15 protein-coding genes are annotated in these 16,346 nt (G+C 61.9%); 9 read left to right on the forward strand and 6 right to left on the reverse strand.

Features of this window, described 5'->3' with window-relative positions; all coding sequences use genetic code 11:
* Positions 1-27: 27 nt before the first annotated feature.
* From glgA to glgX, 3 genes are read left to right on the forward strand one after another with little or no spacing between them, the layout of a single operon-like run.
* A complete protein-coding gene (gene glgA, locus ACOVQ0_RS03500) occupies positions 28-1,485 on the forward strand; it encodes a glycogen synthase GlgA (RefSeq protein ID WP_421880221.1) in 1,458 nt (485 codons plus the stop codon).
* A complete protein-coding gene (locus ACOVQ0_RS03505; protein WP_421880223.1) occupies positions 1,482-3,110 on the forward strand; it encodes an alpha-D-glucose phosphate-specific phosphoglucomutase in 1,629 nt (542 codons plus the stop codon). The genes glgA and ACOVQ0_RS03505 overlap by 4 nt, the downstream gene beginning before the upstream one ends.
* Positions 3,107-4,894: a glycogen debranching protein GlgX gene (gene glgX, locus ACOVQ0_RS03510; protein WP_421880225.1), complete on the forward strand. Its 1,788-nt coding sequence runs from the start codon at positions 3,107-3,109 to the stop codon at positions 4,892-4,894. The genes ACOVQ0_RS03505 and glgX overlap by 4 nt, the downstream gene beginning before the upstream one ends.
* Before the next feature lie 3 nt (positions 4,895-4,897).
* Here the strand turns inward: glgX and ACOVQ0_RS03515 are convergent, their stop codons facing one another.
* From ACOVQ0_RS03515 to ACOVQ0_RS03535, 5 genes are all read right to left on the reverse strand, one after another.
* On the reverse strand, positions 4,898-5,551 hold the full coding sequence (locus tag ACOVQ0_RS03515; RefSeq protein ID WP_421880227.1) for an RBBP9/YdeN family alpha/beta hydrolase: 654 nt from the start codon (positions 5,549-5,551) through the stop codon (positions 4,898-4,900).
* A gap of 108 nt (positions 5,552-5,659) precedes the next feature.
* Complete coding sequence (locus ACOVQ0_RS03520) at positions 5,660-6,838, reverse strand: cytochrome P450 (RefSeq protein ID WP_421880229.1); 1,179 nt, start codon at positions 6,836-6,838, stop codon at positions 5,660-5,662.
* On the reverse strand, positions 6,835-8,466 hold the full coding sequence (locus ACOVQ0_RS03525) for an FAD-binding oxidoreductase (protein ID WP_421880231.1): 1,632 nt from the start codon (positions 8,464-8,466) through the stop codon (positions 6,835-6,837). Before ACOVQ0_RS03525 ends, ACOVQ0_RS03520 begins: the two co-directional genes overlap by 4 nt.
* Positions 8,463-8,792, reverse strand: coding sequence for a c-type cytochrome (locus ACOVQ0_RS03530; RefSeq protein ID WP_421880233.1), 330 nt, complete (start codon positions 8,790-8,792; stop codon positions 8,463-8,465). The genes ACOVQ0_RS03525 and ACOVQ0_RS03530 overlap by 4 nt, the downstream gene beginning before the upstream one ends.
* A gap of 98 nt (positions 8,793-8,890) precedes the next feature.
* Positions 8,891-9,541, reverse strand: coding sequence for a TetR/AcrR family transcriptional regulator (locus ACOVQ0_RS03535; protein ID WP_421880235.1), 651 nt, complete (start codon positions 9,539-9,541; stop codon positions 8,891-8,893).
* A 226-nt stretch (positions 9,542-9,767) separates the two neighbouring features.
* Between ACOVQ0_RS03535 and ACOVQ0_RS03540 the strand changes: the two genes are divergently transcribed.
* Positions 9,768-10,382 (forward strand): murein L,D-transpeptidase catalytic domain family protein, encoded by a 615-nt coding sequence (locus ACOVQ0_RS03540; protein ID WP_421880237.1) that lies wholly within the window; start codon positions 9,768-9,770, stop codon positions 10,380-10,382.
* A gap of 3 nt (positions 10,383-10,385) precedes the next feature.
* Here ACOVQ0_RS03540 and ACOVQ0_RS03545 read toward each other — a convergent pair whose 3' ends face one another.
* Entirely contained in the window at positions 10,386-11,246 is an 861-nt protein-coding gene (locus ACOVQ0_RS03545; RefSeq protein ID WP_421880239.1) for a LysR family transcriptional regulator, read from the reverse strand.
* A gap of 96 nt (positions 11,247-11,342) precedes the next feature.
* On the opposite strand from ACOVQ0_RS03545, the gene ACOVQ0_RS03550 reads away from it, so the two are divergent.
* From ACOVQ0_RS03550 to ACOVQ0_RS03570, 5 genes are all read left to right on the forward strand, one after another.
* Positions 11,343-12,506, forward strand: coding sequence for an isovaleryl-CoA dehydrogenase (locus ACOVQ0_RS03550; protein WP_421880241.1), 1,164 nt, complete (start codon positions 11,343-11,345; stop codon positions 12,504-12,506).
* A 17-nt stretch (positions 12,507-12,523) separates the two neighbouring features.
* Entirely contained in the window at positions 12,524-13,528 is a 1,005-nt protein-coding gene (locus ACOVQ0_RS03555; protein WP_421880243.1) for an alpha/beta hydrolase, read from the forward strand.
* Positions 13,525-15,129 carry a carboxyl transferase domain-containing protein gene (locus tag ACOVQ0_RS03560; protein WP_421880245.1) on the forward strand — a complete coding sequence of 535 codons (1,605 nt, stop codon included), beginning with the start codon at positions 13,525-13,527 and terminating at the stop codon, positions 15,127-15,129. Before ACOVQ0_RS03555 ends, ACOVQ0_RS03560 begins: the two co-directional genes overlap by 4 nt.
* Positions 15,130-15,272: 143 nt before the next feature.
* On the forward strand, positions 15,273-15,635 hold the full coding sequence (locus ACOVQ0_RS03565; protein WP_421880247.1) for an endonuclease domain-containing protein: 363 nt from the start codon (positions 15,273-15,275) through the stop codon (positions 15,633-15,635).
* The coding region (locus ACOVQ0_RS03570; protein WP_421880249.1) for a biotin carboxylase N-terminal domain-containing protein at positions 15,632-16,346 on the forward strand (715 nt) is incomplete at its 3' end. The genes ACOVQ0_RS03565 and ACOVQ0_RS03570, both read left to right, overlap by 4 nt.

Genomic DNA, 16,346 nt, shown 5'->3' on the forward strand with positions numbered 1-16,346 from the left:
GGGCCTGTTACGAACTGACATGATAGTATGACCAAAAAAGTCCTCTCCGTCGCCTCAGAGGCCGTCCCGCTCATCAAGACCGGCGGTCTTGCCGATGTGGCAGGCGCCCTGCCCTCAGCCGTGGCCCCGCATGGTGTGGAGATGACCACCATCCTGCCCGGCTATCCGGCGGTGATGAAAGCGCTCACCCGCCCCCGCGCCCTGCACACATGGGACAGCCTGCTGGGCGAAAAGGCGCGGCTGGTCGGCGGCAAGATCGATGGGCACCCGTTGCTGGTGGTCGATGCCCCCGCCTTCTTCCAACGCGATGGCAGCCCCTATGTCGATAGCTCTGGCCGCGATTGGGCCGACAACTGGCGCCGCTTCGCCGCCTTTGGCCGGGCCGCCGCCGATGTTGCCAGCGGCGCGGTAAAGGGCCGCCACTTCGATCTTGTCCACGCGCACGATTGGCAGGCGGCAATGGCCCTTGCCTACCTCCGCTTCGCGCCATGCCAAGGGGGGCAACGCATCCCCTCGGTCATGACCATTCACAACATGGCATTTCAGGGCCACTACGGCGCAGACCTGTTCCCCGCGCTGGCCTTGCCCCCCCACGCTTTCGCAATGGATGGTGTGGAATATCACGGCGGCATCGGCTTCCTGAAAGCAGGCTTGGAAGCCGCCAGCGCGATCACCACCGTCAGCCCTACGTATGCACGCGAAATCCGCACCCCCGAATTCGGCATGGGCCTCGAAGGCCTGATCGTCAGTCGTGGAGAGCGTGTCCACGGAATCGTCAACGGCATCGATACGGCGCAGTGGAACCCGGAAACTGATCCCGCGCTGAAAGCCAAATTCAGCGTCAAATCGCTCACCAAACGTGATGCAAACAAGCGCGCGCTGGAGTCCGAATTTGGCCTCGAAACCGGCGATGGCCCACTCTTTGTCGTGATCACCCGCCTCACTTGGCAAAAGGGCATCGATGTCCTGCTCGAATGCATCGACCATCTCGTCGGCATTGGCGGACGGCTTGCCCTGCTCGGCTCAGGCGACAAGGCGATGGAGAACGCCTTCCACGCCGCAGCCATGCGCCACCCCGGCAAGGTCGGCGTCCGCATCGGCTATGACGAAGCCCTGTCCCACCGGATGCAGGGCGGCGGTGACGCTATCCTGGTGCCAAGCCGCTTCGAACCCTGCGGCCTCACCCAACTCTATGGCCTCGCCTATGGCTGCGTGCCGGTTGTTGCGCGCACTGGCGGGCTGGCCGATACCGTAATCGACGCAAACCTTGCCGCCGTGATGGGCGGCGTTGCCACCGGCGTGCAGTTCGAAGGCGTCCACTATGCTGCGCTGGCCGATGCCATAAGCCGTGCCGTAACACTTTACTGGCAACGCGATACGTGGCGTGCCATGCAACGCGCTGGCATGAAAACAGATTTTTCGTGGAGCCGCTCAGGCCAGGCCTATGCCGACATCTACGAAAGCCTCATTGCGGAGGACCAATGACCCGTACCGTTCCGTCGACGCCCTATTCCGGTCAGAAGCCCGGAACCTCTGGTTTGCGTAAGAAGGTCAAGGTTTTCCAGCAGCCGAACTATGCGGAAAACTTCGTGCAGGCGGTTTTCGATGTGGTGGAGCGCGTGCCCGGCAGCACCCTGGTCCTCGGCGGAGACGGGCGCTATCACAACCGCACTGTTATCCAGCAGACCATCCGCATCGCCGCTGCCAATGGCTATGGCAAAGTGTTGGTCGGCAAGGGCGGCATCCTGTCCACTCCGGCTGCTTCCAATGTCATCCGCAAGTATGGCGCGAGCGGTGGTCTGATCCTTTCAGCCAGCCACAACCCCGGCGGCCCGGATGAAGACTTCGGCATCAAATACAACATCGCCAATGGCGGCCCCGCCCCCGAAGGCGTGACCGAGGCCATCTACTCCCGCACCCAGACCATCGACCGCTGGTTGACCGTCGATGCGCCCGATGTCGATCTTGATACGCTCGGGCAAACGCAAGTCAGCGGCCTCACCGTCGAAGTCATCGATTCCGTAGCGGATTATGCTGAACTGATGGAATCGCTGTTCGATTTCAACGCGATCCGCAGCCAGGTTCACGCCGGTTTCACGATGGCGTTCGATGCGATGAGCGCCGTTACCGGTCCTTACGCCACCGAAATCCTCGAAAATCGCCTTGGCTTCCCCAAAGGCACCGTCCGCAATGGCGTGCCGCTGGAAGACTTCGGCGGCCACCACCCGGACCCCAACATGGTCCACGCACACGAACTGTTCGAAACGATGTTCGATCCGCAAGCCCCCGATTTCGGCGCGGCTTCGGATGGCGATGGTGACCGCAACCTGATCGTCGGCCGGCACCGCTTCATCACCCCGTCAGACAGTCTCGCCATGCTCGCCGCCAACGCCCATCTCGCACCGGGTTATGCGGCGGGCCTGAAGGGCATTGCCCGCTCGATGCCGACCAGCGCCGCCGCCGATCGCGTGGCCGAAGCGTTGGGCTTGCCCTGCTTTGAAACGCCAACTGGCTGGAAATTCTTCGGAAATCTGCTCGACGCGGGCATGGCCACGATCTGCGGCGAAGAAAGCGCCGGGACCGGCAGTGATCATGTGCGCGAGAAGGATGGCCTTTGGGCCGTGCTGCTCTGGCTCAACATTCTCGCCGTCCGCAAGATCAGCGTCGATGCGCTGGCACGCGAACACTGGGCGAAGTTTGGGCGCAACTATTACGCCCGCCACGATTATGAGGCACTGCCGACCGACAACGCCGACGCGCTGATGGCAGAACTCAATTCATCGTTACCAACCCTGCCGGGCAAGTCCTTCGGATCGCTGGAAATTGCGCAGGCGGACAACTTCTCCTACCTCGATCCCGTCGACGGTTCGACCAGCAGCAACCAAGGCGTGCGCGTGATGTTCGTCGGCGGATCGCGCGTCGTGTTCCGCCTCTCCGGCACCGGCACCGAAGGCGCAACCTTGCGCGTCTATCTGGAACGCTATGAGCCAGCGGGCGGTGATCTGGACCGCGAAACCCCTGATATGCTTGCCGATTTGATCTCAGCGGCAGACGCAATTGCAGGCATCACCCGCCACACTGGTCGCACTGCGCCCGATGTGGTGACGTGAGGCCGGGCACATCGATAGCGGACGGAAAGACCCGCTTTACCGTCCGCTCTCCCCGCGCCGAAGCACTGACGCTCTGTCTGTTCGAAGGCGGCAACGAACAGCGTGTGCCGATGACACGCGATGGGGACAACTGGAGCTTTGAAATAGCAGGAGATTTGCGCGGAACCCGCTATGGCTACCGTGCATCGGGCGAATGGAACCCACCCGCCGGGCTATGGTTCGATCCGGCCAAGCTGCTGGTCGATCCCTATGCGCTCGAACTGGACAAGCCCTTCGCCTACAATCCCAGTTTGTCCACCTATGGCGTTGATACTGCTGCAATAGTTCCAAAATCCATTGTCACCGCGCCAACGCCCGTCACGCCTGCACCGCGCCTGTTCCGACACGGCGGGCTGATTTACGAACTCAACGTGCGCGGCTTTACGATGCTGCATCCCGATGTGCCTGAAGCGATCAGGGGCACCATCGCGGCCCTTGCCCATCCGGCAATCATACGTCATTTCAAACGCTTGCACGTATCCGCCATCGAACTGATGCCCATCGTTGCGTGGATTGACGAGCGCCACCTGCCCCCGCTCGGCCTCACCAACGCATGGGGATACAACCCCGTCGCGATGATGGCGCTCGACCCGCGCCTTTGCCCCGGCGGCGTGGCGGAACTGCGCGATACGGTGGCCACCCTGCGCGCCGAAGGCATCGGCGTTATCCTTGATATCGTTTTGAATCACAGCGGAGAATCCGACGTTCTCGGCCCCGTGATCTCGCTGCGCGGGCTTGACGATGCCGCCTATGCCAAAGCGCCCGATGGCAAGCTGATCAACGATACGGGTTGTGGAAACACGCTGGATTTCGGCAATCCCGCCGTCCGCGAATTGGCGCTGGACACCTTGCGACATTTCGTAAACCATTGCGGCGTCGACGGTTTTCGCTTCGACCTCGCCCCGATCATGGCGCGCAGTCCGGGCTTTGCGGCGGACGCACCGATCTTTGCGGAAATCGCCGCCGATCCGCTGCTGGCCGACCGGATAATGATTGCCGAACCGTGGGATATCGGCCCCGGCGGATACCAGTTGGGAGCTTTCCCACCCAACTGGCTGGAATGGAACGATAGATTTCGTGACGATGTGCGCCGCTTCTGGAAAGGAGAGGCGGGGCTGGGCCTGCTGGCAACGCGGATCGCCGGATCTTCGGACATTTTCGGCAAGGACTGCCGCTCGGTCAACTTCCTTGCCGCACACGACGGTTTCACGCTGGCAGACACGCTGGCCTATGAGGAACGTCGCAATTGGGCGAACGGTGAGGAAAATCGCGATGGTCACGGCGAAAATTTCAGCTGGAACAACGGGATAGAAGGCAAAACCGATAATCCCTCGATCATCGCCGCGCGCGCCGCCTATGCCCGCGCGCTGCTCGGCACACTGTTCGTCTCCACCGGATCGATCATGCTGACAGCCGGCGACGAATTCGGACGAAGCCAGCGCGGGAACAACAATGCCTATGCGCAGGACAACGAAATCACCTGGATCGATTGGAACCGCCGCGATCTGACGTTGGAAGCATACACCTGCGAACTATCCAATTGGCGTCATTCAATAATTTCGTCCCTTTCGTTCTTCCCAGAGGACGGAAAATGGCAATTCCTGAAGTGCACCAAGATGCACCTAGATGACACAGAGATGCACACAGACGACTGGAACAGTCCCCTAACACCCGGATTTCGCTGGCAAAATGCCACTTACGGATTCGAGGTTGACCGGACCGGTCCAAAGGCCGGTCCGGCCTGACCATCACGCACCAAGACGGCGCAGCGAACGGTCGGGTTGGAAATTCCCAACCGGCGCGCGCGTGGCGGACTTCTCCAACCCGAAAGCGTCGGGCAGCAACTGGTTGAGCAGCAATTGCCCAAAGGCCCAATCGCCAAGGCCGGATTCCGCATTGATGTGTCCCGCCTCACCCGCATCGGCAAAGCGGCTGCCCCAAGCCCGCGCAAGATTCCGCGCCTGACCGATGCCCATGTAGGGATCATTGCGGCTGGCAACGAGGATCGAGGGGAACGGCAGTTCTCCATGCGGGAATGGCGCAAAGCGCGTCAGGCGGCGGTCTATCGGGCGTACCTCGACATCGGGCGGAGCGACGAGAAGCGCACCTACCACCTTGTCATCGCTGGGCTTTTCGAACTCGGCCCACCACGCCACGGCAAGGCAGCCGAGGCTGTGCGCGACCAGCACGACGGGGCGGTCGGCGCGGTGCACGGCAAGGTTGATCTTGTTCACCCAGGTGTTGCGGTGCGGATCGTCCCACAGGCCGAGATCGACCCGCTGGACATTGCCAAGTTCCTGTTCCCAAAGCGTTTGCCAGTGCCCCGGCCCGCTGTTGTTGAGGCCCGGCACGGTAAGCACAAGCGGGTCTTTCCCCGCCGCGAACGAGCGTTGTTGAGTCATCAGTGCTGTCTCCTGAAACGGAAAGCCGGTCGACTCGGATTACGTCCCGACATGCATCTTAAATAACTCAATTGATTTTGTAGACAATTGCGTTGCGACGGAAGGCCGTCAGCCTGCGATGACGCGAATGGGCAGCCTGCCAAACCCGCGTGCGATATTGTTAAGACTGCGCGTCGGCGATCCGGCAAGCTCCAGACGGTCCACACGCCCTGCCAGCGCGGTGAACACCGCAACGAGTTCCATCCGCGCCAGCCCCTGTCCCGCGCAGCCGTGAGGGCCGTGCCCGAAGCCAAGGTTCTGTTTTTCGCGCCGGTCGATGCGAAAAAAGTCCGGTTCGGCATAGTGCCGTTCGTCGCGATTGGCGCTGGCGTAGGATATGATCACGCGGCTTTCCGGGGGGATGATCGAACCATCAGACAGCGCCGCCTCACGCGTGGTCACCCTGCCGAAGTGCTGGAGCGGGGTTTCAAGGCGGACGATCTCGTTCGCCGCGCCCAATGCCAGGGCCGGATTGGCGCGCAGCTTATGCCATTCGCCTGGATTGCTGGCGAATAGGTAAAGCCCAGCAGCCATTGCGGAAATCGTCGTTTCAAATGCCGCGACGACATAGCCTGCAAGCATCCCGATGGCAGTTTCAGCGGCGATTTCTCCGGCATGGGCCGAAGCGATCAGGCGCGAGGCGAAGCCTCCCGGCACAACGCGATTTTCTGCATAGATTTCAGCGAGAAGGTCCATCATCTGGCCAAGCTGTGCCATGCCCGATTGCATCCGCGCATTGTCTGGCCCGGCAGCGTTCCACGAACCGTCGGCCAGTTCGAGCAGGCGCGGGCGCACATCGTGGGGCCAACCGATCAGGTCCATCACCACGCCAACCGGCAGATCGTGGGCAAAATCGGTGACGCCATCGAACTGGCCCATCTCCAAAAGCCGGTCCACCAGCGCTTCGGCCCGCTGATCAATGGTTTCGGCCACGGGCTTCAGCGCGACAGGGCTGAGCACCTCCATCATCAGCTTGCGCCGCGTCGTGTGGACCGGTGGATCCTGACAGATCAGCGCCTGATCCCAAGCGGCGTTGATCGTAGGGTTGAAACCGATGCCCTGCGCCGAGGAGAACGTCTGCCAATCGTTGAGCGCGCTGCGCACATCGGCAAAGCGCCCGATGAACCACGCACCGGTTGCTGGCAGCCAGACCGCCGAGCCGATATCGCGAAGCTGGCGCAAGGTCGGAGCGGGATCGGCCAGAACGGCATCGGAAAACAGGTCTACCGGGGCGCTGGGGCCGATCACAACGCGATCCCGGACTTGCCGGGCGCAATAACGCCGTTGGGGTCGAGCGCAGCCTTGAGGCGCTTGTTGAGCATCCGGTTCGCCTCGCCATACTGGCTGGCAACGAGGTCCATCGTGCTGACAGAAGTGCGATAGGCGGCCCAGCCCTTTTCCCCGAAGCGATGGATCATCTCTTCGGTGCAGGCTTGCGCCTTACGCTCTTCTGCCGGGTCGTCCTTGTCGAACAGCAGGAAAATCAGGTGGTGCAGTTCGCGCCCGCCGATGGCGAATGCGCCGTTGTAATCGAAATCGTACTTGCCCAGAATTTCCTTGGCGAGTGCGGTTTGCGCGGCGGTCTCAGCGCCCTTCGCGGGCGCAACCGGGGCGAAGCAGATCATCCCGCCACCGGGGCCGCGCCAGCGCACGATGCCGATTTCCTCAAGCGTCAATCCGCCGCGCATCAAGGACTTGTGATGTTCGAACCACGGATTGCCGGACATTTCCTTTTCGGTCAGCACTTCACCGCCTGTCGCCTCGAAAGCGCCCCGCACGATGGGTTCCACAGCGGCAATAATCTCGTCCGTGCCATAGAGCGCGAAGTAGGTGTTCCACATGCCTAGGCCGTTCTTCACCGCCTCGGCCTTGATCGCTTCATCCGTGACGGAGCGCTTTTCGGTCCAGATCTCGTCACGCCGTTTGAACATGGCGAGCTGGTAGGCCGCGCCCATCATCAGCACGCAGTTGGGGATCAGGTTGTTCATGCGGAACGGGCGGATCGCATCGACGATCTTTGCCACATCGGCCACTTCCATATGGCGCACCATGAATGGTTTGTAGACCGGCGGTGCGGGCATGAGCCACATGCCCAGCTTGGTGACGACGCCGAAGTTGGACTGGGTGAACAGCCCATCGATATAGGGGCCGTAACCCCATTTGAACGCCTGCCAGGTGGTGGAGTTCTTTACGCTGCCCATGCCGGTGCGAACCACTGTGCCATCGGCCAGCACCACTTCCATGCCGCACTGCATGAAGAAATGATCGCCATAGGGGGTGTAGCCGACGCCGCGTTCCAGCGTATTGCCCAGCGGGGAAACGATCGGGCCGACCGTGGGCACATCTATCCAGTAGGGCAGATTGTTGGCCTGCAGATAATCGTGAAGATCCTGATAGGTTACGCCCGGTTCCACAAGTGCCGTGCCAAGTTCGGCATCGACTTCGATGATGCGGTTCATCCGCTTGAGATCGAGCACCATCTGGCCGGATGTGGCGGGGGTGGCATTGCCATAGCCCATGTTCTTGCCGGTGGAGACGGGCCATAGCGGCAGGCCATATGTGTTGGCCACTTTCAGAACCGCCTGCACTTCTTCCACCGAGGCGGGGGCCACGGCGCCCGATGGCAGGTGCTTTCCATCCGGGTCCGGCGTGAACGTGCTGGCATAGGGCAGCGTGCTTTCAGCATCGGCGAAGACCCATTCGGCCCCGACGACTGCGCGCAAGTCCTTAACCGCAGCGGCGAACCGATCGCTGCCAATGCCGGGCGGCATCATGCGCGGGCCATCAAGCGGATTGGCGAAAGCGCGGGTGGACGCAAGCGCTGCGCCTGCGGCACCGGCGCGGATCAGATCTCTGCGGGAAACGCCACCGGTCATTTGCCGTGCTCCTTCGGATTGGCTTTGGATTTTTCGATCCAGCGGCTGAGCGCGGCAAGTTCGGCATTGGTGATTTCGGTGGGGCGGAAGGCGGGCATGGCGCCCCTGCCGCCGCGAACCATCGCCTGCACAGTTGCCGCCGGAATGCCACGACCGAGGATGATCGGACCGACATTGTGCCCGTGGCAATAGCCGCAGGTTACCGCGTAGACCCGCTCTGGCGGGCGGCCTGACGGTGCCGGATCAGAAGCTTTTGCCGCCGCGAGCGCAGCGCCGGTTGAACCGGCAACGCCGCAGACGAGCATCAGCGCCATCGCAATGCGCATATCGCTCTCCCATTTCAATTATTACATTATGTCCATTTTGATAAGGGAGGCAGGCACACGGAGTCAAGTGCCGGAATGCAGTTGTTCCGCAGACGTGATTACAGTGGCGGGAGAGGCATTTCCGCGCATTGGCGGGCATGGTGGGATGGGCAACCAAGTCCGGCGAGGACCGCCTTTGCCACGTCAGCCGGATAGGTTTCCGGCGTTTCCTCGCGCAATTGGGTGAACAACGAAGACAGCGCGGTCCCCATCACCATGTTGCGACCAATGCGATCATCGCCAAGATCAAAGGCTTTTGCTTCAATGCCTTCCGCCACAGTCTTACGAGCCTGCGCGAAGGTTTCGGCACCGAACACGAAACCGCTGGCGGAGAGATTGACGATGGACCACGCCCACTGCGGATCGACCCTGCCCCGCCCCAGATAGTAGCGGATCGCCGCCGCTGTCCGGCAGGCGGCATCGGGCAGGGTATCGAGCGCAGCGGTGACCGCCACGAGGAAATCATGGCTGACTTCGTAAGCGAGCGCATCGCGCAGATCATCCATGCCCCTGAAGTGGTTGTAGAACGTCTGCCGGGCGACACCCGCAGCCTCGCACACTTCCTCGACCCGGGTGTACAGGCCGTTTTCGCGGCCAAAAAGGTCGAAAGTAACGGCAAGGATGCGCGCGCGGGTGCGGGCACGACGTTCGCGGCCAATCTCTGCACGGCGTTCGGGATCAATGTTGCGCTTGTTGGTCTGGCCGGTCATTCCAGTGTCCTATCGCGGTCATGGACATCAAACCAGTCGGGATAGGCCAGACGAGATAGGCCAGACGGGATAGGAGGGGGCGCTGGTGGCGGTCCATGCACGACTCGTCGCAAGGACGCGCCGCCACGCTTGCAGGTGTGACGCAACGCATACATTTTGCCAGACCAAGGACGGTTAACCGGGGTCTCGCAGAATGGTTCCTGAGCGGCGCAAATTTTTAGGCGCCATGATTGCAACGGCTGGTAGCGCAATGGTGGGCGGACCGCTCGGCAGCGCGCCCGCCTTTGCCGTTACGCCGGTGCGTGAACCCGAAGTGTCTCCGTTCGCCCGCCCCACCCGCCCGCTGATGGTGCAAAGGGCGGTAGCTGCGCTGGATGCGCATGGCGCACATATTCGCAATCGCGATCTCGTAGGGCTGGTTGATTTTTCAAAGGCATCGCGTGAGGCGCGGTTCCACCTGATCGATATCGAAGGCGGCAAAGTGCTGTCGTCGCACCTCGTTTCGCATGGCAGCGGGTCCGACCCGGCAAACAGCGGCTGGGTGCAGCGTTTCTCCAACCGTTACGGTTCATATGCCTCCAGCCCAGGCGCATTCCTGACCGGCGCTGCCTATAGCGGCAAGCATGGCCGGTCGCGGCGGCTGATCGGGCTGGAAGACGTGAACAGTGCGGCGATGGAACGCGGCATTGTGATCCATGCCGCCAACTATGTCAGCGACGAGATGGCCCAAACGCAGGGTCGCATCGGGCGCAGCCAAGGGTGCTTTGCCTTTTCAGACAAGGATATCGATGGTGTTCTTGCAAGATTGGGTGAAGGGCGGCTGCTTTACGCCGCGAAGTGACGCCTAGCTGAAACCGGCGCCGCAGGCCTCGGCAAGAGGGCTACCCTCTTTCGCCAGATCCGGCCTTTCACGCGCGGCGATAAGCCCCAGTGTGCGGCGGAAATCGTAATCGGCCAGGGCAACCGCAACCACGCCATCTCGCATCAGGGACTGCGGTGCGGTTGTCACCCCCATCCCCGCGCGAACCATCTCCATGCAGCGATCGTCGTTTGATGATCGCAGGAAGAATGGCGGGCGAACGCCGCGCTGGGTGAACCATCGGCTTGTTTCGCCAAGCACTTCGCAGGAACGACGAGCAATCATGGTTTCGGCGGCAACATCGCGCGCATCGAGGACCGCCGCTGTGGCGAGCGGATGATCTGCAGCCATCAGCAGGCGATAGCCTTCGTCAAGCAAGGACAGTGAAGGCCGGTCTGCATCTTCGGGGCGGAGCAGCGTGATCGCAGCGTCTATCTGCCCTTCCCCCAGTTTGCGGCGCAGTTCCGCATCGGCACCTTCGGACAGCGAAAGCGGCTGCGCCCCCGTCCAGCGGCGGACGGTTGCCGAAAGCATGGACGTAGCGACCGAAGGCAGCACGCCGAGGCGCAAGGGCTTAAGCGGCGCGGGCGCATCGGCGAAGGCCGCTTCGGCGGCGCGAAATTCGCGTTCTATCGCGCGGGCATGATTGACGAGGCGTGCGCCCGCATCCGTCAGGCGGACCTGCCTGCGTTCGCGCAGGAAAAGCCGCGCCCCGGCCAGACGTTCCAGTTCGGCAATGGCAGCGGAAAGCGTGGGCTGGGAAATGGCCAGACGCTCTGCCGCACGGGTGAAATTGCCAGTTTCGACAACGGCCAGAAACTGCCGAAGGTGCGCACGCTTCATCATAGGAAAAACCTATCGTAAACCGCGATACAAATCAATTTTGAGCAAAGGTTTGGTGATGATAGTCTTTGCCTGAAAAGTTTGCGAAAGGATGCCACGATGCGCGCCACGCCCGATTTCGACTTCGGACTGACCGAAAGCGCCCTGATGATCCGTGAAGCGGCAGGTCGCTTTGCGGATGAACAGATCGCCCCGCTTGCCGCCGAGATCGACCGCGACGACCGCTTCCCGCGCGAGTTGTGGGAGCCGATGGGCGCGCTGGGCCTGCATGGCATCACGGTGGAAGAAGAGTTCGGCGGGCTGGGCCTGGGCTATCTGGACCACGTGATCGCGGTGGAAGAAGTGAGCCGGGCAAGTGGGTCTGTCGGTCTTTCCTATGGCGCGCATTCCAACCTTTGCGTCAACCAGATCCGTCGCTGGGGCAACGACGATCAGAAGGCGAAGTATCTGCCCAAGCTGATTTCGGGCGAGCATGTGGGCAGCCTTGCCATGTCGGAAGCGGGCGCGGGGTCGGACGTGGTTTCGATGAAGCTGCGGGCGGAACCAGTGTCGGGCGGGTTCCGGTTGAACGGCACCAAGTTCTGGATCACCAACGGCACTTATGCCGATACGCTGGTGGTCTATGCCAAGACATCACCCGAAGCGGGCAGCCGGGGCATTACCGCCTTCCTGATTGAAAAGGACATGGCAGGCTTTTCCATCGGCCAGAAGATCGACAAGATGGGCCTGCGCGGATCACCCACCTGTGAACTGGTTTTCGACGATTGCTTCGTGCCGGAAGAGAACGTGATGGGGCCTCTGCACGGCGGCGTGGGCGTGCTGATGAGCGGTCTGGACTATGAGCGCGTGGTTCTGGCCGGGATGCAGATCGGCATCATGCAGGCCTGCCTTGATACGGTGATTCCCTATGTGCGGGAGCGCAAGCAGTTCGGCCAGCCGATTGGCACCTTCCAGCTTATGCAGGCCAAGATTGCCGACATGTATGTGGCGATGCAATCGGCGCGCGCCTATGTCTATGCCGTGGCAAAGGCCTGCGATGCCGGGCAGACCACGCGCTTCGACGCGGCAGGCGCGATCCTGCTGGCCAGCGAGAACGCCTTCCGCGTTTCAGGCGAGGCGGTGCAGGCGCTAGGCGGCGCGGGCTACACCAAGGACTGGCCGGTGGAACGCTATCTGCGCGATGCCAAGTTGCTGGACATTGGCGCCGGAACCAATGAAATCCGCAGGATGCTGATCGGCAGGGAGCTGATCGGCGCGCGATAAAAGCAACTGCGGAGAGAATGATGCGCCTGAAGACGATCCCTGCCTATGTGGCCATTGCCTGTTTAGCGCTGGCTGGCCTTGGCCAACCCGCACTGGCGCGGGTGGAAAAAACGACCGTTCACAGCGCTTCCCTTGAAGGTAACCTTGAAGGCAATTCGGCGGATCGCACCGTCTATGTGTTTCTGCCCGACAGCTATGACAAGGCGAAGGGCCGCCGTTACCCGGTGGTCTATTTCCTGCACGGCTACAACTCTACGGCAGACCAATATGTCGAGCGGACCGATTTCGAAGCTGCCTTGAAAGCCGCAGGCGCGGAAGTGATCGTCGTGGTGCCTGACAGCATGACCAAGTGGGGCGGATCGATGTATTCGAATTCGCCCACGGTCGGGAACTTCGAGGATTTCATCGCCAACGATCTGGTGGCGTGGACCGACAAGACCTTTCGCACCGTGGCGAGCAGAGAGGCGCGCGGCCTTTCCGGACATTCGATGGGCGGTTACGGCACGCTGAAGCTGGGAATGAAGCGGCCCGACGTATTCGGCGCGCTTTATGCCATGAACCCGTGCTGCCAGATTCCGCGACCCGCCTCTTCCGCAGACCCGAAGTACGAAAGCTGGACCGTGGATCAGGCGCTGACGGCGGACTGGATGAGCAGAGGCAACTTTGCCGTGGCGGCGGCATGGTCGCCCAATCCCGGAAAACCGCCGTTCTTTGCCGATCTTGGGACGAGCGAGGGCAAGGTCAACGAACTAGTCATCGCCAAGTGGGCGGCTAACTCACCCGTCGCGATGGCATCGCAATATTTGCCTGCCCTGCGACGGATGAGCGGCATCGCCATCGATACTGGCGACACCGATTTCGTGCGGGCGGACGATGAACTGATCCACGAAACGCTGACCCGTTTCGGCATAGCGCACGACTGGGAAATCTATGTCGGCGACCACGGCAACCGGGTGAAGGAACGGTTCGGCACGCATGTGCTGCCCTTCTTCGCCAAGCATCTGAAAGGCAGCAGGCGTTGAGCGCACCGGTTATCCCGAGCAATATCGACCTTTCATCCGAACAGGCGCAGGCGCGCGCGGCGCACAACCGCGCGCTGGCGCAAGAGCTTCGGTCAAAGGTCGCCAGGGCGGCTCTCGGCGGTGATGAGCGCAGCCGCGAGCGGCACGTCTCACGCGGGAAGCTGCTGCCGCGTGACCGGGTGGAGCGATTGCTCGACCCCGGTTCGCCGTTCCTTGAGATCGGGCAGCTTGCCGCGAACGGTCTGTATGGGGATGAAGTGCCGGGCGCCGGGATCATTGCAGGCGTGGGGCGTGTCTCGGGCCGCCAGTGCATGATCTTTGCCAACGATGCGACGGTCAAGGGCGGCACGTACTTCCCGATGACTGTGAAGAAGCATTTGCGAGCGCAGGAAATCGCTCAGGAAAATCGGCTGCCCTGCGTCTATCTGGTGGACAGCGGCGGGGCGAACCTGCCCAATCAGGCCGAGGTTTTTCCTGATCGCGATCACTTCGGGCGGTTCTTCTATAATCAGGCGAACATGAGTGCGCTGGGCATTCCGCAGATTGCCAGCGTGATGGGATCGTGCACGGCTGGTGGGGCCTATGTTCCGGCGATGAGCGATGAATCGGTGATCGTGAAAGAACAGGGCACGATCTTTCTGGCCGGGCCGCCGCTGGTGAAAGCCGCGACGGGCGAAGAGATTACCGCCGAAGCGCTGGGTGGCGGCGATCTGCACGCACGCAAGAGCGGCGTGGTGGATCATCTGGCCGACAATGACGAACATGCGCTGACGATTGTGCGGGATATCGTCTCGCATCTGGGTAGCGTGAATGCGCCCGAGGCCCCCGCCTTTGCGGGCGTGCGGGAGCCGTTGTATCCGGCGGAGGATCTGTACTCGATCATTCCCGAAGATGTGCGCGCCCCTTATGACGTGCACGAGGTTATCGCGCGGATCGTGGATGGGAGCGAGTTCCACGAGTTCAAGGCGATGTATGGCAGCACGCTGGTCTGCGGCTTTGCGCATATCTGGGGCAAGCCGGTGGCGATCCTTGCCAACAACGGGGTGCTGTTTTCGGAAAGCGCACAGAAGGGGGCGCACTTCATCGAACTGGCTTGCCAGCGCAAGATTCCGCTGCTGTTCCTGCAGAACATTTCGGGCTTCATGGTTGGTGGCAAGTATGAAGCCGAAGGCATTGCAAAACATGGCGCAAAGTTGGTGACAGCGGTGGCGACGGCGCAAGTGCCGAAGCTGACCGTGCTGATCGGCGGCAGCTTTGGTGCGGGCAACTATGGCATGTGCGGGCGGGCTTACCAGCCACGGTTCCTGTTCACATGGCCGAATGCGCGGATCAGCGTGATGGGTGGCGAGCAGGCCGCGAGCGTGCTGGCAACGGTGCATCGCGATGCGGATAAGTGGACGCCGGAAGAGGCCGAAGCATTCAAGGCCCCGGTGCGGCAGAAGTATGAGGACGAAGGCAATCCCTATTACGCCACCGCGCGGCTGTGGGATGATGGGGTGATCGATCCGGTGCAGACAAGAGATGTGCTGGGGTTGGCGCTTGAGGTGTGTTTGCAAGCACCGATTGCGGAGGCACCCCGGTTCGGGGTGTTCAGGATGTGAGGAGCAATTTGCTAAATCCTCCCCGGAACGGGGACGTGGCAGCGCGCAGCGCTGACGGAGGGGTCGAAAGGCCGCGAACCCATCACCGCACTGTCGGCGCATCTGCCAGTCAGACCGCGACGGCGCGGAAACTTCGGCGCGAGATGACGTTATCCGAAGTGCTGCTTTGGCGCGAATTGCGCGGCAAGCCGCTTGGCATCAAGTTTCGTCGGCAGTTTGCCGTCGCGGGTTATGTAGCGGACTTCGCTTGCCTTGACCGCAGATTGCTTATCGAGATCGATGGCATCGTGCATGACATGGGTGACAGACCGCAGCGGGATGAAAAGCGCGATGCTGCTTTGATCGCGTTGGGTTGGACCGTCCTGCGCATTCCGGCGGCTGATGTACTCAAGGATGTGGGGACAGCTGCGGCTTCGATTGTGGCTTATGCTGAGAGCCTTCGGCCCCTCCGCCCCTGCGGGGCACCTCCCCGTTCCGGGGAGGACTTTTCGGGTGATGCTTTATGATCAAATCGCTCCTCATCGCCAATCGTGGCGAAATCGCCTGCCGGGTTATCCGCACCGCACGCCGCATGGGCATTCGCACGGTGGCTGTCTATTCCGACGCCGATCGCAATGCCCTGCATGTACGCTCTGCCGATGAGGCTGTGCATATTGGCCCCTCGCCTGCGCGCGAAAGCTATCTGGTGGGCGAGCGGATCATTGCTGCGGCCAAGGCCACGGGCGCTGAAGCAATCCATCCGGGGTATGGCTTCCTGTCTGAGAACGCCGAATTTGCGCAGGCCGTGATCGATGCGGGGCTGGTGTGGGTCGGACCGAAGCCCGCTTCGATCACCGCGATGGGGCTTAAGGATGCAGCAAAGGCGCGGATGATTGCGGCGGGTGTGCCGGTGACGCCGGGCTATCTGGGCGAGGACCAGAGCCTTGAGCGGTTGCAGGCTGAGGCCGATGCCATTGGCTATCCGGTGCTGATCAAGGCCGTGGCCGGTGGTGGCGGCAAGGGTATGCGGCGGGTGGAAAGTTCTGCCGATTTTGCCGAAGGTTTGGCGTCATGCCGTCGTGAAGCGGCGTCCTCGTTCGGCGATGATCGGGTGCTGATCGAGAAGTACATCCTCTCGCCCCGGCACATCGAGGTGCAGGTGTTTGGCGATGCCCACGGAAATGTCGTCCACCTGTTCGAGCGCGATTGTTCGCTGCAACGGCGGCACCAGAAGGTGA

It is taken from the genome of Novosphingobium sp., assembly GCF_049240505.1.
GTDB lineage: Bacteria > Pseudomonadota > Alphaproteobacteria > Sphingomonadales > Sphingomonadaceae > Novosphingobium.